This is a genomic window from Coleofasciculus sp. D1-CHI-01, from assembly GCF_040218875.1.
In the GTDB taxonomy this organism is placed as follows: Bacteria; Cyanobacteriota; Cyanobacteriia; order Cyanobacteriales; family Coleofasciculaceae; genus Coleofasciculus.
The window spans coordinates 1-24,430 of sequence record NZ_JAVJQP010000082.1; the positions used below are offsets into that span (position 1 = coordinate 1).

At 45.2% G+C, this 24,430-nt stretch carries 22 protein-coding genes and 1 pseudogene; 17 read left to right on the top strand and 6 right to left on the bottom strand.

The genetic code is table 11. The features are described 5' to 3' along the window. Positions 1-984 precede the first annotated feature (984 nt). Together RIB93_RS15065 and RIB93_RS15070 are read left to right on the top strand one after the other, a co-directional pair. Positions 985-1,206 carry a hypothetical protein gene (locus tag RIB93_RS15065; protein WP_446373559.1) on the top strand — a complete coding sequence of 74 codons (222 nt, stop codon included), beginning with the start codon at positions 985-987 and terminating at the stop codon, positions 1,204-1,206. A 58-nt stretch (positions 1,207-1,264) separates the two neighbouring features. Further along, positions 1,265-1,396, top strand: a complete 132-nt coding sequence (locus RIB93_RS15070; protein WP_446373560.1) for a hypothetical protein — start codon at positions 1,265-1,267, stop codon at positions 1,394-1,396. Between the two features lie 315 nt (positions 1,397-1,711). On the opposite strand, the gene RIB93_RS15075 is transcribed toward RIB93_RS15070, so the two are convergent. Both RIB93_RS15075 and RIB93_RS15080 read right to left on the bottom strand, forming a co-directional pair. Further along, entirely contained in the window at positions 1,712-3,004 is a 1,293-nt protein-coding gene (locus RIB93_RS15075) for an ATP-binding protein (protein ID WP_446373561.1), read from the bottom strand. Between the two features lie 116 nt (positions 3,005-3,120). Then, entirely contained in the window at positions 3,121-3,873 is a 753-nt protein-coding gene (locus tag RIB93_RS15080) for a response regulator transcription factor (RefSeq protein WP_446373562.1), read from the bottom strand. Between the two features lie 312 nt (positions 3,874-4,185). On the opposite strand from RIB93_RS15080, the gene RIB93_RS15085 reads away from it, so the two are divergent. From RIB93_RS15085 to RIB93_RS15100, 4 genes are all read left to right on the top strand, one after another. Next, on the top strand, positions 4,186-4,932 hold the full coding sequence (locus RIB93_RS15085; RefSeq protein WP_446373563.1) for a creatininase family protein: 747 nt from the start codon (positions 4,186-4,188) through the stop codon (positions 4,930-4,932). A 213-nt stretch (positions 4,933-5,145) separates the two neighbouring features. After that, complete coding sequence (gene hpsE / locus RIB93_RS15090; RefSeq protein ID WP_446373578.1) at positions 5,146-6,078, top strand: hormogonium polysaccharide biosynthesis glycosyltransferase HpsE; 933 nt, start codon at positions 5,146-5,148, stop codon at positions 6,076-6,078. Positions 6,079-6,098: 20 nt separating this feature from the next. After that, entirely contained in the window at positions 6,099-7,145 is a 1,047-nt protein-coding gene (locus tag RIB93_RS15095) for a glycosyltransferase family 2 protein (protein ID WP_446373564.1), read from the top strand. 193 nt (positions 7,146-7,338) lie between these two features. After that, on the top strand, positions 7,339-8,316 hold the full coding sequence (locus RIB93_RS15100) for a glycosyltransferase family 1 protein (RefSeq protein WP_446373565.1): 978 nt from the start codon (positions 7,339-7,341) through the stop codon (positions 8,314-8,316). Between the two features lie 117 nt (positions 8,317-8,433). Here RIB93_RS15100 and RIB93_RS15105 read toward each other — a convergent pair whose 3' ends face one another. Both RIB93_RS15105 and radA read right to left on the bottom strand, forming a co-directional pair. After that, entirely contained in the window at positions 8,434-9,366 is a 933-nt protein-coding gene (locus RIB93_RS15105) for a polysaccharide pyruvyl transferase family protein (RefSeq protein ID WP_446373566.1), read from the bottom strand. Between the two features lie 36 nt (positions 9,367-9,402). Then, positions 9,403-10,974 (bottom strand): DNA repair protein RadA, encoded by a 1,572-nt coding sequence (radA, locus tag RIB93_RS15110; protein ID WP_446373567.1) that lies wholly within the window; start codon positions 10,972-10,974, stop codon positions 9,403-9,405. A gap of 174 nt (positions 10,975-11,148) precedes the next feature. Between radA and rpaB the strand changes: the two genes are divergently transcribed. From rpaB to RIB93_RS15135, 5 genes are all read left to right on the top strand, one after another. Continuing rightward, positions 11,149-11,877 (top strand): response regulator transcription factor RpaB, encoded by a 729-nt coding sequence (gene rpaB / locus RIB93_RS15115; RefSeq protein WP_446373579.1) that lies wholly within the window; start codon positions 11,149-11,151, stop codon positions 11,875-11,877. Between the two features lie 106 nt (positions 11,878-11,983). Further along, positions 11,984-12,646, top strand: coding sequence for a cofactor assembly of complex C subunit B (locus RIB93_RS15120; protein ID WP_446373568.1), 663 nt, complete (start codon positions 11,984-11,986; stop codon positions 12,644-12,646). A 76-nt stretch (positions 12,647-12,722) separates the two neighbouring features. After that, positions 12,723-13,250, top strand: coding sequence for a DUF456 domain-containing protein (locus tag RIB93_RS15125; protein WP_446373569.1), 528 nt, complete (start codon positions 12,723-12,725; stop codon positions 13,248-13,250). A 189-nt stretch (positions 13,251-13,439) separates the two neighbouring features. Beyond that, entirely contained in the window at positions 13,440-14,312 is an 873-nt protein-coding gene (locus RIB93_RS15130) for a hypothetical protein (protein ID WP_446373570.1), read from the top strand. Positions 14,313-14,487: 175 nt separating this feature from the next. Beyond that, complete coding sequence (locus RIB93_RS15135) at positions 14,488-15,180, top strand: hypothetical protein (protein WP_446373571.1); 693 nt, start codon at positions 14,488-14,490, stop codon at positions 15,178-15,180. A gap of 543 nt (positions 15,181-15,723) precedes the next feature. Here the strand turns inward: RIB93_RS15135 and RIB93_RS15140 are convergent. Further along, entirely contained in the window at positions 15,724-15,876 is a 153-nt protein-coding gene (locus RIB93_RS15140; RefSeq protein ID WP_006102658.1) for a hypothetical protein, read from the bottom strand. 492 nt (positions 15,877-16,368) lie between these two features. Here RIB93_RS15140 and RIB93_RS15145 point away from each other — a divergent pair. From RIB93_RS15145 to RIB93_RS15165, 5 genes and pseudogenes are all read left to right on the top strand, one after another. Then, a pseudogene (locus RIB93_RS15145) lies at positions 16,369-17,554 on the top strand (RtcB family protein). A gap of 203 nt (positions 17,555-17,757) precedes the next feature. After that, entirely contained in the window at positions 17,758-19,134 is a 1,377-nt protein-coding gene (locus RIB93_RS15150; protein ID WP_446373572.1) for a nicotinate phosphoribosyltransferase, read from the top strand. Positions 19,135-19,192: 58 nt separating this feature from the next. Beyond that, positions 19,193-19,759 carry a nicotinate-nucleotide adenylyltransferase gene (locus RIB93_RS15155; RefSeq protein ID WP_446373573.1) on the top strand — a complete coding sequence of 189 codons (567 nt, stop codon included), beginning with the start codon at positions 19,193-19,195 and terminating at the stop codon, positions 19,757-19,759. Positions 19,760-19,852: 93 nt separating this feature from the next. Further along, the gene (locus tag RIB93_RS15160; RefSeq protein WP_446373574.1) at positions 19,853-20,587 is read left to right on the top strand and encodes an NUDIX hydrolase; all 735 of its coding nucleotides are present in this window, start codon (positions 19,853-19,855) and stop codon (positions 20,585-20,587) included. Between the two features lie 49 nt (positions 20,588-20,636). Continuing rightward, entirely contained in the window at positions 20,637-21,209 is a 573-nt protein-coding gene (locus RIB93_RS15165; protein WP_446373575.1) for a hypothetical protein, read from the top strand. 211 nt (positions 21,210-21,420) lie between these two features. Here RIB93_RS15165 and RIB93_RS15170 read toward each other — a convergent pair whose 3' ends face one another. Beyond that, entirely contained in the window at positions 21,421-21,798 is a 378-nt protein-coding gene (locus RIB93_RS15170) for a DUF2237 family protein (protein ID WP_446373576.1), read from the bottom strand. Positions 21,799-22,298: 500 nt separating this feature from the next. Here RIB93_RS15170 and RIB93_RS15175 point away from each other — a divergent pair, with 500 nt between their 5' ends. Beyond that, positions 22,299-23,255 carry a cyanophycinase gene (locus RIB93_RS15175; RefSeq protein WP_446373577.1) on the top strand — a complete coding sequence of 319 codons (957 nt, stop codon included), beginning with the start codon at positions 22,299-22,301 and terminating at the stop codon, positions 23,253-23,255. The last annotated feature ends 1,175 nt before the right edge of the window (positions 23,256-24,430 follow it).

The following is a 24,430-nucleotide window of genomic DNA, read 5'->3' on the forward strand; positions in this document are numbered from 1 at the left end:
CATATCCCCATATTACCATTTAATTTAGTAAATAAAAACTAATAATTTGATGATTGACGGGATATTGAAACCCGTAAATCATCCGCTATCCAACCCCGACTTGCTATCGCTGAAGTCGGGGATAGTCGCGATTTAGTTCTACCCAATTGCCTAATGGTTTAAGGCGTCTCCCCTGTACGGGGTAAAGTTAGCCTCGTCCATACTGTTGATGGGCGGGGTGATTGAGTTGCCCTAGGACAAATTCAATTCTGTCTACTTCTATTGATAGCAGATCAAGGTTAAATTGGAGTAAACTACTGTGTGAATCCAGGGAAGAAGGTTTGAGTGTTGACCCTTCGACTCCGCTCAGGGTCAACCTCGCTCAGGGTTAACCTCCTTCTGTTTCCCTACACCCTACACCCTGTCTACTTTTTATCTTGTCACCCCTTGAGGCGTATATCGGATATTCACAGAGGCGTTAGTTCTCCCTTGCCCAAAGATGGAAAGATGATTAGTCCCCGCTCAAAACAATGATTAGCTTGTGGGGGGATTATTTCCTTGTCTGGTCAATCTGTGTCCCCCACCCTTGAGTGTTCGACAAAGTGCTATCCCTTCTGTGTCATCTGTGTTTTTGTCAATACTTAGTCATGATTTTTATCATAAGTTTAACAAAATACATGCGTCCAAGGGTACATTGGCAGTGAGATGAAAACTATCAATTATACAAAGTTCTACGAGGATTCAAGGAATTTAGCTGGGGCTAGATTATTTTTATCCATAAAACACCCACAATAAATAGTATAGTTGAAAATCGTACAATAATCTCACAATCCCCGTACCCCCTGAAAATGCGTAGCTTTTTGCCAAAAGCAGGTCAAAAACGAGCAATTATGACGTTGTGTTAAGACGGGGAAAAGATTGAAAAAAATAAACCGTTCTGGGGGAAAGAATCGTTTAACTTATCAGGACTTGACAACAAGGAGAAAGAGCCAAAGGGAGTAAATCGTGGTTATCTCAGAAGTGCGATCGCTCACTGTGCAGGATCGGATGAGTCTCAAGTCCAATCTGATCAATTCAAGCCAATTTAAGAGTTTAGCGATCGCACTGTCTTTGGCAAAGAGTTGTAGGGGCGACCCGCTGGTATTAATGAACAACTCTATCTGTTCAATTGAGTCGGGTCGCCCTGTCTTCACCTGTTGGTATCAGAACCTAATTTCTTATGATTAAACGGGTTGACAAAAAAAGGGTTTCTCTGATTCAATAAACAGTATAATCGGAGAAGGGCTTGGAAACCAAGGGCTTGGAAACCAAGCCCCTACGGGAACGCTTCCGGATACCGTTGCAGAACCTACATCCGCCTCACCCGATTCAAAATGTCCCTAACCGTCTCCGCATCGGGGGATTTCAGGCGCTGTAAGATAGCCAAGGATTGCTGCAAATAGTCATGTTCGTAGTAAGGGCTTTAGCCCTATTTTAATAACCATTAACTTAACCTACAACCTATTCCATCCGGGTAGGGGTGCAAGGTTTGCGCCAGTAAAATGCCATGACGATAATCCTTTTTAAACGCAGAGTACGCAGAGGTTTCCGCAGAGGTACGCAGAGGGATTAAACGTATTAGAGAGAAGGTTTTATAAAGTAGAGGGGAGAAAACAGGAGAAAACAATAGTATGAATTACCTGTTCCCTAACGAATGACAAATGACAAATGACGAATGACGAATGACGAATGACTAATTACAAGGCAATTGAATCTGTAACCAAGCCCCCCCAGTTTCTGGGTGATTCTTAGCATTCACTGTACCACCATGAGCCTGAACAATTTGCTGAACAATTGCTAAACCTAAACCACTCCCACTACTGCGCCCCAATGTAGTTACATTATCAGACGTAGGTTGCCGATATCGCGAAGCATCTCCTCGATAAAGTCGCTCAAATACACGAGGTAAATCATTACCTGAAAACCCCGCACCTTCGTCAATAATATCGATTCGCATCAGCGCTTTTTCCGTGGGTTCAGCCTGTTTTGAAGTGGTTACCTCAACTCGAATCAATCCTTGAGGTGGGCTATGCTTAATACTGTTATCTAATAAATTCAAAAAAACTTGGATCAGGCGAGACTCATCGGCTTGAATGGGTAAAGTATCGGGTCCTTGATAGGCAAGATGCAAGTCTTTTTGCTCTGCCAAAGGTTCCAATCGTTGCCAAGCTGACTGAATTAAAGCGTTTAGGTCGAGGGATTTATAGGTAAGACTCTTGTTCGGATCTTGTTCAAGATGGCTGAGTTCTAGCCAATTTTGAATCAAGTCAATTAATCGATTAATTTCTTGCAGGAGTTGATTAACCCAACGGCTTTCTGGAGGATTCACCCGTCCTTGTAACGCCTCTGCGACTAAGCGAATCGACGTGAGTGGGGTTCTCAATTCGTGCGCTAAGTCAGACACCCACTGATTGCGAGATTCCGAGAGTTCAATTAAAGGTTGTCGATTCTCCAGAAACACACCAACTTGCCCATTAGCGAGGGGCCAACCATACGCCCGCAACGTGAGCGATCGCACTTCGCTCATGGCTGCACCATCCATACAGGCAGGATGAAATACCCACTCTTGGCTCATCGATTGTTGCTGTTTGCGAGTTTTCTCGATTAACTGATCCAGTTCGTAGGATCGCACCACCTCTAGAAGTAAGCGAATCTGTCCGGGTTCCCATCGGTCAATTTGCAATAACTGACGCGCTTGCTGATTACACCAAATTAAGTGATTGTCTTCGTCTACTTGCAAATATCCGACGGGCGCGACTTGAAATAGGGATTGAATGGCGTTGAGTTGGTCTTCTAAGACAAGGCGCTGCTGATTCGCTTGGGTAATTGCTCCCCGTAAACGAGACTCTAAAGGAAACGAGTTACTGGTCGAATTGACTGGTAACAACTCCAAGGTTTGCTTGAGCTGCTGTTTGGTGCGGTGTTGTAACCATAAGCCAACCCCAATTCCTAGAGCTAGACCCAAGAGAAATGTCAACAGGGTCATAGGTGTGATTAATGAGACTATTGCCGAGCGATGGTTTAGTTATTGTAGCCTTTCGACAGGGCGATAGAGGTACTGATTTGGGTAAGACGCGATCGCCGGTGTCGCATCCAAATAAATTAGCCAAACCGATAGCCAAAGCCACGAACGGTAATCAAGTATTCCGGTTGACTGGGGTCTTTTTCTAATTTTTCCCGCAGCCAGCGAATGTGAACATCGACAGTTTTGGTATCGCCGAGAAAATCGGGTCCCCAAACCTGATCAATTAACTGTTCGCGAGACCACACCCGACGAGGATACCCCATAAACAATTCCAACAGTCGGAATTCCTTGGGTGAGAGATTCACCTCCTCGCCACGCACCGTGACGCGGCATTCTTCGGGGTAGAGGGTAATGTCCCGTAACTGTAACGTCGGCGTTGGCGGTATGGAATTATAGCGGTGACGACGCAGGAGAGCGCGACAACGGGCGATTAATTCCCGCATACTAAAGGGTTTGGTCAGGTAGTCATCGGCACCGACTTCCAACCCCAAAACCCGATCCGTTTCACTAGCTTTGGCGCTGAGAATCAAGATGGGAATGGAATTCCCTTTGTATCGAATCAAGCGACATAAATCGAGTCCGTTAACCTGAGGCAGCATTAAATCTAGGATCAACAGGCTAAACTGGCACTCCTCGTCATTAGAGTCGCCCTCAGACAGAAGCGTTAAAGCGGTACGACCATCAGCCGCCGTCACCACGTCATAACCTTCCTCTTGTAAGGACAACATCAGCATTTCTCGGATGAGAGTCTCGTCTTCTACGACCAGAATGCGGTTGGATTGTGCCAGTTCTGGAGTAGAAGGGCTTTGCGGTAGATCGACAGAAAGCATAAATGGTAAGGAAATTGGGTATCTGAACTTCTAAGCCAAGATATACACCAAAATCATGGTGTTGAAACGATATAGAAATAGAACTCTACGTCTAGCGTGACACAAGATTCAGCTGGTGTGACTATACCCTGTGAATTTTTGAAGACTTCAAACAATTTGCACAATTGTGTTGCCGATTTTCCCATGGTGACATACACTAGAGGTAGTGTAATACATGTCATACGCAAGTATGACAGAATGAGGGGTCTTACAGAAACAAAGCAGGAGGCTGGTAACCCTAGTCCACCTGCTTTCATTTTTTTAGAAGGGATAATGCTGCTACATTTGATGACCTGGATCGAGGTTGAGGAGTATTTGAAGCGATCGCCGGGGATTATTCTGCCGATTGGTTCAACGGAACAACATGGACCAACCGGATTAATTGGTACTGATGCAATTTGTGCTGAAGCGATCGCGCGAGGGGTGGGTGAAGCGACGAATGCGATCGTTAGTCCCACGATTAGCGTGGGGATGGCGCTGCATCATACAGGGTTTCCCGGTACGATCAGCCTGAAACCTAGTACCTTAATTCATGTCATCCAAGATTATTTAGTCAGCTTAACCCGGGCTGGATTTACCAGATTTTTCTTTATTAATGGTCACGGTGGTAACGTTGCTACAGTTAAAGCCGCGTTTTCTGAGAGTTACGCCTATCTCTGGGATCTCAACATTCCCAACAGCGATCAAGTCAGATGTCGCCTTGCTAACTGGTTTACCTGTAAATCGGTGTATCAGTTAGCCAAACAATGGTATGGTGATCAGGAAGGATCTCACGCCACACCCAGCGAAGTGGCGTTAACCCAATACCTTTATCCGGAAGCAATCAAGAACGCCCCATTAGCGGCGAATGTCGCCTCTGGACACCCAATTTACGGGGCGACAGATTTCCGCCGTCGCTATCCTGATGGACGCATGGGGTCTAATCCCGCCTTAGCTAAACCGGAGCATGGTCAACAATTGTATGAGATGGCGGTGAAGGAAATGAGTCAGGCATATCTGGAATTTTTGCATACCGAGTGACAGTCTTCTAGAGACAGGTTAAACTCTTAATTACACCACGCCTGCTGGTCAAACCAACAATATGGCATGGTGTTTCCTCGGTGTATTTGCTACAAGCGAGCAGATTTGGATTCGGGAGAGAGCGATTGAGCGATTGCCTTCGGCACTAGCGAAGCTAATCGCTCGACTCCAGCTCACGATTAAATGAGTGGGAGAGTTATTCCCCAGAGGAAGATGAGAGGCATGAGTGCGATCGACTTTACTGTCGCGATTTGTACCTATAACGGCGCGAATCGTTTAGCAGAGGTTCTGGATAGGTTGCGATCGCAAGAAAAGACGGAGCCTATTTCCTGGGAAATTATTGTCGTTGATAATAATAGCACGGATGATACGGCTAAGATCGTTCAAGAGTACCAAGCGAATTGGTCTGAACCTTATCCCATTCGTTATTACTTGGAACCTGAACAAGGACTAGCATTTGCTAGACGATGTGCCATCCGAGAAGCCAAGGGTGGTTTAATCGGTTTTCTGGATGACGATAATTTTCCCAAACCCAATTGGGTGGCACAAGCTTATCATTTTGGACAATCTCATCCGCAAGCTGGGGCGTATGGAGGACAAATCCATGGCAAATTTGAAGTAGAACCCCCACCAGGATTTGACAGAATTGCCCGTTATTTTGCCCTGATTAAAGGAACGAAACCCTATTGCTATAACCAAAAGTATGCCTCTACCCGCAAAAAAATGTTTCCTCCAGGAGCCGGAATCGTTATTCGCAAACAGGCTTGGATAGAAACTGTCCCTGAACGTCCCTTGCTCCCTCAAACCAATGAAGATTTAGAAATGCTGTCATACATCTGGCAAGGTGGTTGGGAACTGTGGTTCAATCCAGCCATGGAAATTGACCATTTTATTCCTAAATCGCGTTTTGATAAAGAGTATCTGCGGCGTTTTTTTCAAAATAATGGTCGGCTACGATATCAGGTGCGAATGTTAGCCTATAAACCCTGGCAAAGACCCCTGGTTGTCCCGATCTATCTAGGCAATGATATAAGAAAACTTATTCTCCACTTCCTCAAATATCGTTCTGTCCTGAAAACGGATGTTGTTGCTGCTGGAGAAATGGAATTGCTACTCACGATTCTCCTGCGGAATTTTTATAAATAAATCATTAGCTTTGATTAACCATGAAAAATTTAAATAGAGTTGATTCTAAAGACATAGCATTAACAGGCACAGAAATCCTATGTTTTGTAATTGTCAGAAATGAATCCAAACGTTTGCCTTTTTTCTTAAACTACTATCGAGGAAAAGGAATATCTAAGTTTTTTATCGTCGATAACGACTCAGAAGATAATACCTTAGAGTATTTAATCCAGCAAGAGGATGTCTATACATGGTATACTCAAGAATCTTTCAAAGAAAATAAACTAAATTGGCTAAAATTGTTACTCAATAATTATGGTCAAAATCATTGGTGTTTAATCGTTGATGCCGATGAAATACTCTATTATCCCGATTGTGAAACCCGAAGCCTAAACGATTTTTGTCGCCAAATAGAATGGCAAGGTAAAAATGCTGTTCAAGGGATAATGTTAGACATGTATTCGCAGCAGCCTGTTCAGGAAGCGTACTATAATCCTGGAGATGACTTTTTAAAGGTCTGTCCCTATTTTGATAGACAGTATTATCATCACCAGGAAGGAAAAATCCGAGATTATTATTGGGGAGGATTGCGACAACGTATTTTTGGCAGTGACGATAAACGAGGCAAGAAGCCCTACTGTTTAACCAAGTTCCCTTTGCTTAAATATAATGATACGATGATATTTTATTCAGAACATGTCACCAAAAATATTAAACTGTCTTCGACAACGGCGTGTTTGCTACACTTTAAATATTTTTCATTTTTTATCGATTATGTTAAATCAGAAATCCAGAGGGATCAGCATTGGCAAGGAGCAGTCGAATACCAAAAATATGCTCAACTTATTGCCGAAAATAAGCCACTTAACCTATACGATCCAGAAATTTCTGTGCGGCTGGAAAATAGCCAACACTTAGTAGACATGGGAATTATCAATCGGGGAGTTCTGATGGAGAAACAGTTAGGATATGTAAGCTTATTGTTAGAATTAGTTTACGATATTAAAATACTGGGACGTGCATTACTTAAAGTTTTGTCCAAAAAAATAGCCTCTCCGGGAGTTATGGTGATCAGAAAAAATTATTAAATTGACTCAAATGGCTTTTTCTCTTCCTTCCTAAAAACTAGGGTTTGACCATAAGTACCGAAGAGTCATCTGTATCTACCCAGATCCAAGTAAAACTGTTTCGTTATTACATAAAAAAATGCAATTAATGCATCCGGGTCTGAAAGACATTCTACTCGTTGAGCAATATATCAAGACTAAAAAAATAGGTTTCTTGTCTATAGAAACCCCTTTACCTCCTTGGTTCAAAAAAATTACCCAATCAATCCCTAATTACTCTATAGGACTGCAAATTCGCCGCGAGTATCGCCACATCTCAATGGGCATTAGAGCCTTACGGCTTAAAGATATCGATGCAATTTTTATATTTGAAATCTATAACCAACATTTATTAGGAATTCTGCCTTTACTGGCTTTAAGGGGGAAACAGGTGTTCATCAGCTTACATGGTAATCAACAATTTGCCATGAATAGCCAAATTAAATTCTTTGGATTAGTCTACCTAAAAACGTATCTGCAACTATTCAATAATTTAAAAGTCGTTTTATTTGAAACCGATGATCATGTTATCCCAGAAAAATTCCGCTTACCCGCATCATCCAAAATAATTATCCCTCATCCAATCCTCAGTGAAGTCACTCCCAAGCTTTTGCCAGGTGAACGCTTGCCTTTAGATACTAAAATTAAGATAGGTGTGGTGGGGATGATCCGAAAGGATAAACCTATTTCAAAACTAATTACAAAATTACAAAAACACCTCGGCTCAAAGGCTGATCAATGCGAACTAATCATTGGTACACCGTTTGGACAAAAACCGAATTATTTAGATCAACTGGGAGTATCCCTCTATGACACCACCAAAGAAGAGGACTATATCCGTGTTTTAAAACAGATAGATATTTTGGTCATTCATTACGACAAAGAGCGTTATTACTACCGAACCAGTGGTGTAATTAGTGATGCGGGATCGTGTGGCTGTTATATTATTGCCTCTGACTATCCAGTTATCAATCATCAAGTGAATTTCCCTGTCCCAATTGGTGCAACATTCTCAACTTTTGACGAAATTGGTTCTCTAATTGATCAAGCCATCACTCACATTCGCCAGAAGGGACAGGATAACCACTGGATTTGGCGAGAACAACGTTCCGCAGCAGCGATCGCAAAACTCCTCTTTCCCCACAATACATAGGGGTTGCTGAATAAGTATTGGGGTGGGGGTAGGGAGCTGGGGAAGCTGGGGGAGTGGGGGAAGCAGGGGAAGCTGGGGAAGCTGGGGGTGATGGAGAAGATGAGGAAGATGCGGCTTTTAGGCAAAATTCCCCGCTCTAACATCGTCCTTAAATTGCTGTAGTCTTGTCTCTAGTTCATGGGTAAGACGCTCAACGATTAACTCATCGCTTAAATTCGGTTTCACTGTTTTGGCAATATCCATAAGTTGTCGGGCTACTCGCTGATTTGGATCACCGCCAATTTGATTAAACACGTTTAATTGCTCCTGTTTTAACCAATCTATCCAGTAATTAATTTCTGGGCGAATACGCAAGCGAGTCGAAGGAGCCTCTGGAAACACGGGATAGAAATCCCAGAGAGGCATAACATACCGAGGTTGGTATTCAATACCTAGAGACAGACACCAATCCTGCCATTTAAAGGAGTTAATATTGGCACTGGTTTTGATCGGAATCCAAGGCACTCTCAGGGCATCCGCAATGATAGCACCATGCATGGCTTCAGCGAGTAATACCTCAGTTTCGCTAATTGCCGATAAAACGTTTTCGATTGACCAACGCGGATCAATATAGGCAAATCCCAGTTGGTCACAAATGGAAGCCCAAGCTGAACTTGCAAGGATAGCGTGCTTGAAATGAGGAATAAAAGCAAAGCGCTGGGTTTTAGAATGATTCGCCGGAAATAATCGCCTGACGAGTAAAGCAGCATCGGTAACGGCAACTTCTTTGGCAACACCGATCGCTTGGGCAGAAAGAAGTCCTCTGAGGCAATATATCGTCCAAGACTGATTAATTTTGGGTACAGTTCCATATCCATATCCCACACCCGTTCCAAATACGATAATTTTCTCTGCCTTGGGTAATTTTCTGTTGAGTAAAGTCCCAATTCCAACAAAGAGTGTTCGTTTGTCTTCATCTAGAATATTGGGTATTAATTGGTTCCAGAGCCAAGGGTTGAGTTCATCACCAAAATTGGCGTATTCATCGGATTTGTAGTAGTAGAGCTTCATGTTTATGTTTATCCCATATTTCACACACCCCAATCTCTAAAAATCGTCTTCTTCCTCCTCGGCATCATTTGCTGAATTCTGTCGCAATCCTCCCGGTAAAGCAGCAATAATTGCATCCAGCACCCTGGAAACCGGGATCACCTCAATATCCAGATCCGGTAACATTTGACCCTTAGGAACGATCGCGCGTTTAAATCCTAATTTTGCCGCTTCCTTTAACCGCAGTTCCATCTGTGACACCAGCCGCACCTGTCCCCCTAAGCCAACTTCGCCAATCATCACCGTGCGCGGATCAACCATGCGATCGCGAAATGACGCCACAACTGCAATGGCAATCCCCAAATCCGCCGCCGGTTCTTCGACACCCAACCCGCCCGCCGTAGCCACATAAGCATCTAATTTAGACAGAGGAATCCCTACCCGTTTTTCCAAGACTGCCAAAATTTGCTGTAATCGGCTATAATCCACGCCAGTGGTTGAACGACGCGGCGCACCATAACTGGCTGGGGAAACCAACGCCTGCAACTCGACTAAAATCGGACGAGTCCCCTCACAAGCCACCACCGTCGCCGTACCCGGACTCATTTCATCCCGATTGCCCAAAAATAACTCCGACGGATTCAGCACCTCCTGCAACCCCTTATCCACCATTTCAAAAATCCCGATTTCGTGAGTTGCACCAAACCGATTTTTTACCGATCGCAACAGACGATGGGAGGCAAAGCGATCGCCCTCAAAATACAATACCGTATCCACCAAATGTTCCAGCACCCTTGGTCCTGCGATCGCGCCTTCCTTAGTCACATGTCCGACAATGAATAACGTAATATTCGCCCGCTTTGCCACCTGCATCAAGGCTGAGGTACATTCCCGCACTTGCGCCACCGAACCGGGTGCCGAGGTTAACGCCGCAAAGTAGAGCGTCTGGATACTATCAATGACGGCGACTTGGGGTTTTAGGGACTCCAACTCCCGTAACACCTCCTCTAAGTCAGTCTCTGCCAACACATACAGATTTGGCTCTTGCTCCTGGGAGGCTTTACCCCCATTCGCCGTTTTCGACTTTGCCGACTTCCCTCGCTTTTTGGGCGCACCATTATTCGTCTGCTCACTATTATTATCTGTCTCTTCCTGAATCGGAGCAGCACCAACACCCAGGCGAGAGGCTCGCAGTTTCACCTGTTGTCCCGACTCTTCGGCACAGACGTAAAGGATACGATGCTCCTGTGCTAGTTGATTTGCCACCTGTAGCAGCAACGTGGATTTGCCAATCCCCGGGTCACCGCCAATCAATACCAAGGAGCCAGGGACGATCCCTCCCCCCAGCACTCGATCCAGTTCGCTATACCCAGAGGCAAATCGACTCTGGACATTATTGGAAATTTCTGAGAACTTGAGTGAAGACCTCGGTTGAGCGCGTCCGGAAGTAGGAGAGGGAGTAGAGGCACGGGTATTGGATTGCCAACCCCCACTTCTTAAAGTGGTCGTTGTTGACAGCATACTCTCCTCTAAGGAGTTATACGTGCCACAGGAGGAGCATCTGCCGAACCACTGGGAGTGTTCTGCCCCACATTGATTACAAACATAGATGGATTTAGTCTTAGGCATCCTGATCTCAAGGTGCTAGGAATTTTCAATACTTAAACCAATCTTAAAAAGTCGTAAGAAAATGTCAGACGAAAGCATTATGACTTAAAAAAGCTTCGTATAACGTTATATCTTAGAGATAAGCTACTGATAAATTAACACTTCGTTGACTGTAAATTAGGAGTCTTGGATCAATTGGAAACTGATAAGGAAAAAATTCTGGTTGTCGATGATGAAGCGAGTATCCGCCGGATCTTGGAAACTCGCCTGTCGATGATTGGCTACGATGTCGTCACCGCCGCCGACGGGGAAGAAGCCTTAGAAACCTTCCGCACGAGTGAACCCGATTTAGTGGTGTTAGATGTGATGATGCCCAAGCTGGATGGCTACGGCGTCTGTCAAGAGTTGCGAAAGGAATCGGATATCCCCATCATCATGCTAACGGCATTGGGTGATGTTGCCGACAGAATTACTGGGTTAGAGTTGGGCGCGGATGATTATGTGGTCAAGCCCTTCTCTCCCAAAGAGTTAGAAGCCCGGATTCGTTCGGTATTGCGGCGAGTGGACAAGGTAGGAGCGTCCGGGATTCCCAGTTCTGGGGTAATCCATGTCGCTAGTATCAAAATTGATACAAACAAACGACAGGTTTACAAGGGAGACGAGCGGATTCGGCTCACAGGGATGGAATTCAGTCTCCTGGAATTATTAGTCAGTCGCTCTGGAGAACCCTTCTCTCGGTCAGAAATTTTACAAGAGGTGTGGGGATATACCCCAGAACGCCACGTCGATACCCGCGTTGTCGATGTGCATATTTCCCGACTGCGAGCCAAGCTCGAAGATGATCCGAGCAATCCAGAGTTGATTCTCACCGCACGGGGGACAGGGTATTTATTTCAACGGATACTCGAAGATGGGGAGACATAAATTTTGAGTGTTGGGTTTTGAGCGGTGAAGGTTGAGTGTTGTAGCAACCGCTACAACAGTTAGGACAGGCTTGCGTTCATCGAAACAATATAACGCTGTGGAAAGAATGGCTAAACCTGATCAAAATTCTGTGTTGCGACAATTACCGTTTATTGTGGGGGGATTAGGCGGAACGCTATTGTTGATCAATCGCTTGCTGACCCCTCAACTTACGGAATCTCAGGCACGTTCAGACGCACTAGGGGTTATTCTCAGTGCCATCTTGATTTTGACAGGTTTGCTGTGGCAGCAAGTGCAGCCGCGATCGCCAGATGCGGTAGATTTAGTTGGGGAGGAGGGCTTTGAACTGACACCAGAGTTACCGGAGGCGGCAAAAACGGAACTGGCTTGGGCGTCACATTTATTATTAACCAATACCGTGACGCGATCGCTGGTTGTGTTTTATCAGGGAAAAGTACTACTAAGGCGGGGAGTATTGGGAAAAAACCCAGAGGTAAAACCCGGTGCTATCCTGAAGCGGGTTCTGGAACAACAAAAACCCATTTACCTGGTTGACTTGAAACTGTATCCAGGGCGAATCGAATTTGACTACTTACCAGAAAATACCCAAGGACTCATCTGTCAACCTCTGGGCAATCAGGGTGCTTTAATTTTAGGCGCGAATGCTCCCCGCAGTTACACCAAACAAGATGAGCGCTGGATTGAGGGGCTAGCTGATAAACTAGGAAATACGTTGAGTCAGTCAGTACAGTCGAACGTCAACGGTTAGGATCGTCTTATGTCCTTTGTCTTTTATCTTATGTAAGGGTTTGAGGAACGTTGACCTTAATATCGTTAAGTATTAGATGTCTATCACTTTGCTCTACTGGATATTAATTGCCCTGATGCTCGTGGGTGTAGTGGGTGCTGTAGTCCCTGGTCTTCCCGGTTCTAGCTTAATTGTTGTGGCAATTTTAGTCTGGGGATTTGTCCAAGGGTTAAGTGCGATAAGTTTGGCGTTGGGCGTTGCTGTTGGGGTATTACTCCTCAGTGTCGGCATTGATTTTTTAGCCACCTACTGGGGAGCAAAACGGGCAGGGGCGAGCAAGTGGGGGCAAATGGGTGCGATTATTGGCTTAGTCTTGGGGATTGTAGGGCTACTTCCCGCTTTACCTGTGGGGGGTCCTTTGTTAGGGATTTTAATTGGTCCACTGTTGGGAGCATTTATCGGTGAGTTTTTATCTCGCCGTCAGTTGGAATTAGAGCTACGGTTAAAGGCGGCGTTGAAAGCGAGTGTAGGAATTGTAGTAGGTTCGCTGGTCGGGAATGTCATTCAGGGAGCATTGGCGCTGGCGACGGTGATTGTTTTTGTGGTTACCACCTCCCCCCCCTGACAGGTGTAGGTTTTTACTTTAGGGTGGGGTCAAGACAAGGAGGACAAGGTTGACAAGAGGACAAGGAAGGAAAACCGTACAAAATCTTGTTCGGTCAAGTTAACTTCTAAAAGCTGAAAAGCCTTTTTTTTGTTGAACGATTTAACAGGAAACAGTAAGGGTTTGAGGGTGATTGACATATTGCCGCTTTTGATAGATAATTGTAAGGCGTGTCACGGAACTAAGAATCTCCGCACTTATAGGGCGGAGAGTGTCAAGACAACGATAGACGCGAAAGCGGGTCATATTTATATCCAGGACTCTCACTCTGACACCCGAAAGGCTTACTGGCGGCGTATCCCCAGAATTCAGTGGTTGGTGATTCTCACGGTTGTGGGACTGGGTTTGTTTGGCTGTAAGTCCTCTAAATCCCCTCAAAATGCCCAGAGTCCCTCACCCCCCGTATCAGAAACACCCGCTGATTTTTCCTTTCCCCTGATTACCCCGAATGTCTCACCCCTTCCTACAGAAACACCAACAGTCTCACCCCTCCCCACGCCCACGATTTCATCTGTGCCCCCAGAGATAGTTGTCTTACCGACTCCTGAACAAGTCCCTGATACCCCCTCTGTCTCCCCTGAGATACCTTCGCCCACTCCAGACGCTTCTAAAGCTGTCCCACCCCCTTTACCCAAACCACCAGGCGTTGATAACCGTAAGCCGACGATTACAAATTTACCCGATGGCAATTATTTTTATGGCGAATCATCGGAGTTTGACCGTCCGGGTAGTCGGTATTTAGTGTTTGTGAAAACTGATAATGTGGTAATTGGACAGGAGTATTTTTGGCAAACTGAGCAGAGTCGTTGTTTTAAAGGAATAGTCAATGAAAATATAGTCAAAAATGTTAAAACCGCTTATCGCCAACCCTCTCTAGAGGCGGAAGAGGTACAATGGTCATTTGAAGATATGAAGCCGATAAAAATCAGTAATTTTCAGCCGATTAATTGGGATAAAACTCCTGATTTTGCTAAGAATAATTTACAAGATTGCGTGAAAATTTTTAGTATATTTAATGAATAATGAAAAACATAAAGATGGTTAATCGCAGAAAGTTAACGGTATAGTGTTTTGGACTTCAACTTGAAGTGCGGAATATGGGTTATACACATTTCGTAATATTTTGTTAACATAGTTAAAAATCATCCTTTAGACTGATCACCTTTTACAGCACCTTCTTGCTAAACGTAGATACAGCATGAACTTCTTCAATCCAACAGAGCCAATTATTCGTACCAAACAGCACGCACTCGACTACCAAGACCGTCAAGGATTGTTACGCCTGCATTGGCAACTTGGACGGAAGACACTGCTATCTGCCTTTTATACCCGTATCGACCAGGTATTCCTGTTCTGGGGTATAATTTGCGCCATGATTTTCATCACTGCCCAGTTTTTGCCGATTAGCTGGAAACTCCAAGCTGGACTGTGGTCAGGACTCACCCTAATTGGTACCGCATCGATGGTGTCACTCACCAACTTTTGGGTAAAAGTTGAACGCCTCAATTGGCTACTTTATTTCTGGGGAATCCTCATGATTGGTGGTGTGATTCTCACCGATTTGAGCATTTTCCTGGGTTGGGGACATTTGTTGATTCGCCTTTGTCACCTATGGTTGGGATTATGCGCTGTGGGTTACATCGGTACAGGACTAGGGATGCGATCGCGTGCCTTTACCCTAGCAGGTATCATTCATTTACTGGGTATTGCGCTTTTAAACTATGTCGGAGGTTGGCAGTTTCTCACCACGGGTATCGTGATGGCTGCCTCTCTACTGATGTTTGCCGAAACCCAGTGGGATATGCGTCCTCCCATTGAGTACAAGCTGTTAACGTTAGAACAACGGCAGTTCAATCAACAGCAGCATCAACTGCGTCAACTTTCTTTGTAGAACCGATAACTATACTCTTTTAGATGGATAGCAAATTGTTGTCCTTTATACCTAACGGTCGATAAACTAAAAGAGTTTAGCCGCTACTATGGAAAATAACAAGGGAATTGCACCGGATTGGAAGTTTTTCCGTTATTGTCCATTCGCTGCACATCGAAGGAGAGCGACGTCAGATGTGCAAACGGTGCAACCGAATTGCTCAGCTAAGGCGGTGTGAAGTTTTTGTCGCTTCCTTCACTTTGCTACTACCAACGGGAGACGAAACTCTCCATCAGAACGGTCGAAGGTAGTAGACGCCTAGAGCGTCGGTCATATTCCTAGAAACTGGGTTTCTTTTGGTGAAAGGTTGATAGTCATCCTCACCAGAAACCCAGTTTCTTGATCGATGTCCTAGGAGTCAGCTTCTCAAATCTATTTCTTTTTAAGACTAAATATTTAAATAAAAGTTAGTGAAGATACTTAACATATCTTCACCAACTTATTTTTGGGAATGAACCCATGAACAATTACCAAACCGATTTTTTTACCGATTGTTATCGGAGGTTACCAATCCGCTCTTCTGGGTTCGTGGAAAGGTTCACCACTGAAGGGTTGCACGCCCGTAGAGGGATAAGCATCGTCACTGGGACCGAAAATTCTCACAACCGCTTCTGATATATATTGGGTCATTTCTGCAAACAGTTTGGAAATATTCATAACCTTGTCCTCCTAATAGAGTAAATCTCAATCAGATTTAAATTGGTGTATTGGTATGCAATTCACTTGTTAATTATGAGGGATACACCACAAAAAAACAGTATTTTGCAACATTTATTTGATTATGTTTGCAATACTTTTCTCAAGGTTCAGTAAAACGCCCGATTATTCGCTATTTGTATAAATTTTCGTTTACATCCTTGACATTATGTAATGATTTGTTGCACTCATGCTGGGAAACCCTGACATTCGCGACGAGAGTTCACCAAACTTAAACGCCTAATAGTATAGCAGTACCAAGACAGGTTAGGACATATTTCTCTGTTCCCTGTTCCCTGTTCCCTGTTCCCTCTTGGGATCAACTGATGTCCTTTGCGTACCTCGTAGTGCTATATAATGGCACAAGCAGGCTTAACTGCGGCTGCTGCACCGAAGTCTGCCAAATGCTCCACATTGATTAAGGCGAGTCGTTGTGACTTGTTAGGTATACTTATGCAGCCGAGAAATTTGCGCCGACTCCTGCGGGCATTGTCTCGACAGGGGTTGGATGTTGACTACAACCATCCGATCTACTCTGTACGTCTCCACAATTCCCCCAATGCGCCTGTAGCAGAGGTTTTACTGCCAGAAGGGTTTCCAGTGGAAGCGAAAGCGTTTAAACAGTTGGCGAATCTGGCAAACATTCGCCATCCATCAGGGGGTCATGTTTGTCAGGTTTGTGCTACGCCGGATTTTTACCCCGGTGACGCCGGAGTTGCTATCGGTTCAGTCGTGGAAACGGAAGGAATGATTATTCCCGCCGCCGTTGGTTCTGATATCAACTGTGGGATGCGATTACATACGGCGGATATATCGATTGATGACTTTTTAAACAAACGCGATCGCTTTGTTGAGTTGATCAAAGGGGATTACTTTTTGGGTACTCGTGATGTCACCATGACAGCCAAAACCAGTCGGGCTTTATGTCAACTCTGAACTGGATCAGTTAGCCACTGAATGCGATCGCGTTTACTTAGGCGGTTCCCTGAATGGGTCAATACGGTGGGCACCAGAGGAACTCGTTTCAGAGGAGGGATGGGTGCGAGATGGGGGATTGGGAACCATTGGCGGTGGCAATCATTTTGTGGAAATTCAGATGGTTGAGGCGATTGAAGATCGGGCAACCGCCGTTAACTATGGTTTTGTCAATCGGCTTGTGTTAGCGGAACTGTTACGGTTGCGCTTACGGCAGGTTTATGGGGATATAGAAGCCCCCTTGGTTTATGATTTGCCCCATAATATTACATTGCCTCAACAGGAATCCGCTCAAATTCATCGGTGGATCACTCGCAAAGGCGCTTGTCCGGCTTATGCAGAACAGCCTGTGATTATTCCAGGTTCAATGGGGACACCCTCTTACCTAGTCGTGGGTCAAGGAAATCCCGCCTTTCTCTGGAGTGCATCTCATGGGGCGGGACGGTTGCGATCGCGCTTTGAACTGAGTCGTCGCGGGGCGGGTTATAGTGAGGAAACCTTAGGGTTAACGGGTGTTGATTGCATTACCCTGTGGGAAGAACGGCGGATTGAAGAAGCACCTGTGGCTTATAAGCCCATTCAGCCCGTAATTGAAGCACAAGTTAAGGCAGAGATGGCAAGTGTAGTGGCGCGTTTACGACCGATTTTGACGTTTAAGGCGTAATTTGTGGGGGGGGAAGTATTCGTGCCAAAAAATTGCTCCGATGCCAAATTTAATTCAGAAGGTATAGGGCTATTTGGAGGCTTGCTACTACAATTGAGCCGATTGCCGATTGCCTAGCGCTACGCGCTATACGTCTGATTTGTTCATGGTTCATGACAATCAACAATGAACAATAAACGCTGAACAATACCCATCTGAAACTTATGCCACAGGAAGACCAACAACTCACTCTCACTCCAGCCGATTACAGCCTGTTAACTGATCTCTATGAACTAACCATGGCAGCTTGCTATGTGGGTGAAGGGTTAGAGAATCGACGCGCCAGTTTTGAGTTATTCGTGCGCCGTTTGCCTAACGGCTTTGGCTATTTAATTGCCATGGGATTGGCACAAGCGTTAGATTATCTGGAAAACCTTAAATTCGAGGACTCTCAAATCGAGGCGTTGCAGGCAACAGGACTGTTTGATCAAGTCCCCGACCGTTTTTGGTCTGTACTTCAGTCCGAAGGATTTTCTGGTGATGTTTGGGCTTTACCCGAAGGAACGGCTGTCTTTGCCAATGAACCACTGCTGCGTGTTGAAGCCCCCTTGTGGCAAGCCCAACTTGTTGAAACGTATATTCTGAATACAATTAATTACCAAACCCTAATTGCAACGCGGGCGGCACGGATGCGAGATGTCGCTGGAGAGGATGCCAAGCTGTTGGAATTTGGTACCCGCCGTGCGTTTAGTCCACAAGGCGCAATCTGGGCAGCACGGGCAGCATTAGCCGCCGGGTTTGATTCTACCTCAAATGTGGTTGCTGCACTGAAGTTAAACCAAAAACCCAGTGGCACAATGGCACATTCTCTGGTGATGGCAATTGCTGCTGTATCGGGGAGTGAGGATGAGGCATTTAGTGCATTTCAACGCTATTTTCCCACTGCGCCTCTATTAATTGATACTTACGATACAGTAGCGGCGGCTCAACGTCTGGCAGAACAGGTCAAAGCGAATCAGACAAACGTTGCAGGTGTGCGCTTAGATTCGGGAGATATTGCTGATTTGTCTCAACAAGTGAATTCGCTGTTACCAGAAGCGAAAATCTTTGCCAGTGGAGACATGGATGAATGGGAGATTGCCAAAATTAAACAGGCGGGTGGTATGATTAACGGCTATGGTGTCGGTACACGACTGGTGACAGGTAAGCCGGTTAATGGCGTGTACAAACTGGTGGAAATGGATGGCATTCCCACAATGAAGCAGTCGAGTAGTAAAGAAACCTATCCTGGACGCAAACAAGTTTTCCGCCATTGCGTTGAAGGAAAAATTAGCAAAGATCGGCTGGCAACGGCATCCGAATCCCCTCAAGAAAATGAACAGCCATTGTTGCAACTCATGGTTCAATCAGGTAAACGCTTAAACCCACCGGAACCGTTAGCGGATATCAAACAACGTACAGCGGCGACTGTGGCAATGATTCCTGATGCAATTCGTCAACTTGATGATCCCCAGCCACTACAAGTAGAGATTTCGGATGAATTAAAACAGCTTACTCAACAGACAGAAAAACGATTAGAGCAAGAAGCCGCTGATGTCTAACTTTAGATATAATGTAGCATTTAAAGGAAAATAAATAACTACAAAAACACTTCTTGATATGACAACTATTGCCTTATTCGGAACCAGTGCTGATCCACCCACTGCAGCCCATAAAACCATTCTCAGATGGTTGTCCCATCACTACGATCAAGTCGCTGTTTGGGCGTCAGATAATCCGTTTAAGTCTCACCAAACCTCCCTAGAACACCGTAAGCGGATGTTAGAGGTGTTAATTTCCGAAATTGAAACACAGCCTAATGATATTGGCGTACATGAGGAGTTGAGTCGTAGCAGAACCCTAGAAACGTTAGCCAAAGCCAAGGAAATTTGGGGGGATGAGGTGGACTATACTCTCGTAGTGGGTTCGGATTTAGTCAATCAGATACCCCGTTGGTATCGGATTGAAGAATTACTCAGCCAGGTACAGTTGCTGATTGTACCGCGTCCCGGTTATGACATAGACGAAACGGGAGTAAAACGATTAAGGCAGCTTGGTACTCAGGTTGCGATCGCGGATCTTAACGTTCCTGGAGTGTCCTCTACAGCCTATCGTGAAAAAGGAGAGCCAGATGTCATAACACCTTCTGTCGAAGAGTATATCAATCGCGAAAAATTGTACGCTTGATCAACGGTGACTCCGGAACAGGGACGTTCTTAGCTATACTTTTAGGGGGACTATCACTTTTTTAAGTTCAAAACGTCACAGTTTTGGATAACCATGTCAGAACGCGGCATCAAACCGAGCAACCAACCAGCGTTAGCTGACTTCAAAGTCAGTGTTGACACTGTTATTTTCTCGGTCGATACTCAACAAAACCGCGTCTTGGTGCTATTAATCATGCGCCAGGATGAACCTTTTTCCGGTCAGTGGAGTTTGCCAGGAACGCTGGTGCGTCAGGGAGAATCTCTAGAAGATGCTGCCCATCGGGTTCTGGTGGAAAAAATTCGGGTGAATAATCTCTACTTGGAACAACTCTACACCTTTGGTGGTCCGCATCGCGATCCTAGGGAATCCCCAAAAAGCTTTGGCGTTCGTTACCTATCGGTTAGCTACTTCGCCTTAGTTCGGTTTGAAGAAGCACAGTTCATTGCTGAGGGAGTGAGTGGTATTGCATGGTATCCGGTTAAGCAGATTCCTTCCCTAGCTTTCGATCATGGCAAAATTATCGAGTATGGATATCAGCGTTTGCGGAATAAGTTAGAGTATAGTCCTGTCGCGTTTGACGTATTACCCGATGTTTTTACGCTGAGTGATTTGTATCAACTCTATACTACTGTTTTAGGCGAACACTTCTCCGATTATTCTAACTTCCGTACCCGTTTGTTGAAGTTGGGTTTTTTAGCCGATACGGGTCTAAAAGCCTCACGAGGAGCAGGGCGTCCAGCCTCTTTATACCGCTTTGATGCTGAGGCGTTTGCACCGTTGAAGGATAAGCCGTTGGTTTTTCTTTGAAGATCTAACAGTTTATCGTAGTTTATAATTATTGTTTATCGAAACGATTATGACCAAATCGACTATTCAGTACACCACCAAACATTTAAAGGAACTGGGTTTATTTATCGAAGTCAGCGGCAGAACGGACAGCGATCGCAGTCGCAAAAAGGTGCTGGAAGAAATTGAACGCCGGATGGATGACCCAGAGGATACCAGCTTAGATGAGAATAGTTTTGCCGATGGGTTAAGCAGTGAAGATTTAATTGTGGTTGGTCCCCCATCGGCGATTGAATCGCCAGAAGATGAACCGGAAATCATTCAAGCGGTGAAGGCGATCGCGAATTTAGCCAGCTTACGAGTCACCCTCGAAGAGATACAGCAGCAGGCGTTGGAGTTACGTCCGGTAATTGAGGCACTCTTTCGCCCCGAACCCCTGACTCCCGAACAAATGCAGCAGGCGACGGATAAGAGTTTCGCCAAGACGTTAATTAAATTTGCCGAAGCGAAAGCTGCACGGGATCAATTTTTACCCGAAGCGCAACAAGCTTGGCAGATTTTAAAACCCGCTTTAGACAATGTTGATACTAATTCTAATCCGGTTCTTTCATCTGTACAAAACTCCAAAACTGATAAGTCATAAGCCTCTTATGGTGGAGACGTTCCGCCGGAACGTCTGGAACAACAGTTCGGAAAGTCCTAATCGATATGTCTATTGCTAGAATTGTAGGGTGCGTTAGCGAAGCGTAACGCACCGTTTCTAAATGTTTTGAGATGCCCACTCGAATAAACACAAATGGACAAAACATCGCAAACTCTCAAAATGTTTGTTTTGATTAAAATTCCACAAGTTTTTAGGCACCTTGAGCATCAAGAGCATATTGTTGAAGTTCACTTAAGGAAACATATTCTAACGCCGATGCATGAGTAGCAGACAAAACCACAGGAGGTGCAGCACCCGCTTCTAGGGCTTCTTGCCAGCGAGAGGCACATAGACACCAGCGATCGCCTGGTTTTAAACCGGGGAAGTTAAATCCGGGAACGGGTGTACTCAAGTCATTCCCACGCTGTTTGGTAAATTCCAGAAACTCTTCGGTAACTTGAGCGCAAACAACGTGAGCGCCAAAGTCACCGCCTCCAGTATTGCATTGACCATCCCGGTAAAATCCGGTCATGGGAGATGTACAACAGGTTTCTAGTTCTGTACCCAGGACGTTTTTTGAATTAGCCATGACAGCCCCTTTTATTGACAAACCGTTCCATCAGTAGGATACATAGAGACGCTTCTATCCAGCAAGACCCGTATTAGTCATGCGTCATTGGTGATTGGTTAGAGAATCCTCGCACCTTGATCGGGGCGGGTTTAGTTGCATCAGGGCGGAAAAAAATGTGAGCCGTGAAACCCGCCCCTACAAGACAAACAAATATATTATTTGAGATCTGTGCACCAAAACTCATCTGCCATCTTGATCACCCACTTGGCAGTAAGATAGGGACAGCAGTTTACCCAGTCGGGTGGTAAAGCAGTATTTAGTCAATTTGGGAGGGTGTTCGATGAGCAATAAACCTGAAAAAAACGTTATCAATGTAGATCCAGTCACGGTTGTGGCGGTTATATCTGCCCTTTTACTGGTGCCATTATTGATATCAGGGTTTATCTTCCAATAATTCTATGGGTTCTCGTCCTTTTCAATCTACCTCCGGCTTGCCCCTTGCTAAAGTCATCAAGCTCGTGGCAATAGTATTTGTGTGTTTGTCGCTCTGGGTTGCACCAGCATCTGCCAAGGTTATCCGCTATTTTGATGGCAATTCGACGGATGTCAATGTTCCCGCAGGTATTGCTTTTGACTTAGGTGGCGGGGGGGCGGATGTAGATGAAGCGATTCAGTGGATGATTAATCAGGCGAGAGGTTGCACTGACTGTGCGGCTAAGGTTGATGTGATTGTGATTCGCTCATCGGGTTCGGCTGGCTATAATGAACCGATTCTGGCGATGAATGGGGTGGATTCAGTTGAAACCTTGGTGATTCGTAGTCGGGATGATGCTAATTCTCCAAACGTTGCAGATACAATTCGCCAAGCTGAGGTGTTATTTTTTGCAGGTGGCGATCAGTGTGACTATACCCGAAATTTTAAGCATACGGCGACAGCAGAGGCGATTAAATCCGTGGGCGCTAAAGGTGGTGGTATCGGTGGAACCAGTGCGGGGGCGATGATTCAAAGTGATTTTATATATAACGCTTGTTCGGATGCGGTTGATAGTGAGTATGCCTTAGATGATCCCTACGAAGATATTCTGTTTAGTTATGACCTGTTCAACTGGTCGCTGATGAAGGGTACTGTAATAGATACCCATTTTAGCGATCGCGATCGCATGGGTCGATTGATGACATTTATGGCGCGTCAGCTTCGGGATGGAATCGCTGAGAGTGTCTTGGGGATAGGCATTGATGAGGGAACCTCGCTGGTGGTGAACCGGAATGGTATCGCTCAGGTTATGGGAGAAGGCGCGGTGTATTTTGTTTTAGCTGATCATATCCCGGAAGACTGTGAACCCCAAACCCCGCTTACGTTTTCTGATTACAAGATTTGGAAACGCGAAAACGGTGAGGAATTTGATCTGAAACATCTACCCTCTAGGGGGTATCGTCGCGCCAGTGTTCAAGATGGTATCTTGCAGAGGGGATAAAAGGGCGATTGAAAATCGCAGCTACACAAACAAAGGGATAATATCATGTCCGCCTAAACAGTTACGATAAAATCAACGCACCCATATTGACTAAACTCAACCTATATTGCAAGATCAACCGCACATGATATAAAAGGGCGATTGAAAATAGCAGCCACACAAACAAAGTCCGCCTACGCGGACTGAAGTAGAAAATGAATAAGCTTTTATGCATTTAAATTGGGTATTAGTAACGAGCAAGATGCAAAGCCTGCGGCATGGCTTCGCTAAACGCACTACAAGGATGGCGTCATTATTGACATTAAGGTTTAAATACCGAACAGCTTAATACACTCGAATTTGTTATATTGTCTGGATGCTAACAATCTTACCTAAAATACTTTTATATCATAAAAATAGATGAGAGTCTGTAGGGGCGACCCGCTTGCTTAAAGAAACAATTGGAGTTTATTCAAATGATTGGGTCGCCCTATATCACATGGAATTAATCATTGTAACGATCCCCGCTTAAATCTAGACCAGTCCAAGTTCTTTGTCTCTCAAATTAGCGTCTACTCTCACCATGTTGATCAATCCAGGACTTATACCCAATCCGGGTGAGCTACCCCCTTATAACCCTGACATTTCACGGGAAACCACGAAACCTGTGAATCGGGGCGGGTTTAGTTGCATCTGGGTGCAACCGAAGTGATAGTAGTGAAACCCGCCCCTACACATTTACGTGCCATACCTGACGCTTCAGGGCGTTAGGTCAAAATTATGATATGCCGTGAAAAGTCAGCTTTAAGCTGTTCGGCGTTTAAACCCTAATATCAAGAATAGCAAAATCCTTGCCGTAGTAGTGCGCGCATCTTTCTCGCTAGATTGAGCATCTGGCTCGCTACATTGAGCATCTGGCTCTCTACATTGAGCATCTTGCTCGCTCCATTGAGCATCTTGCTCGCAACACTGAGTATCTTGCTCGCTACCTTGAGCATCATGCTCGCTACTAATACTTATAACCCAGTCCTTACCTTGCGGACGCAAGTTTGTGTCTCACCGTTCGCTCATTTTGGTAACTCAGTAGCCAAATGAGCAGCCACACAGTAGTCTGAGTAAGCAATTGGACGATTAAGGAGAGGACTAGGAAGCGATGCATACCAGACTAAGTACTTGATTGAGTACAAAAGCTGAGT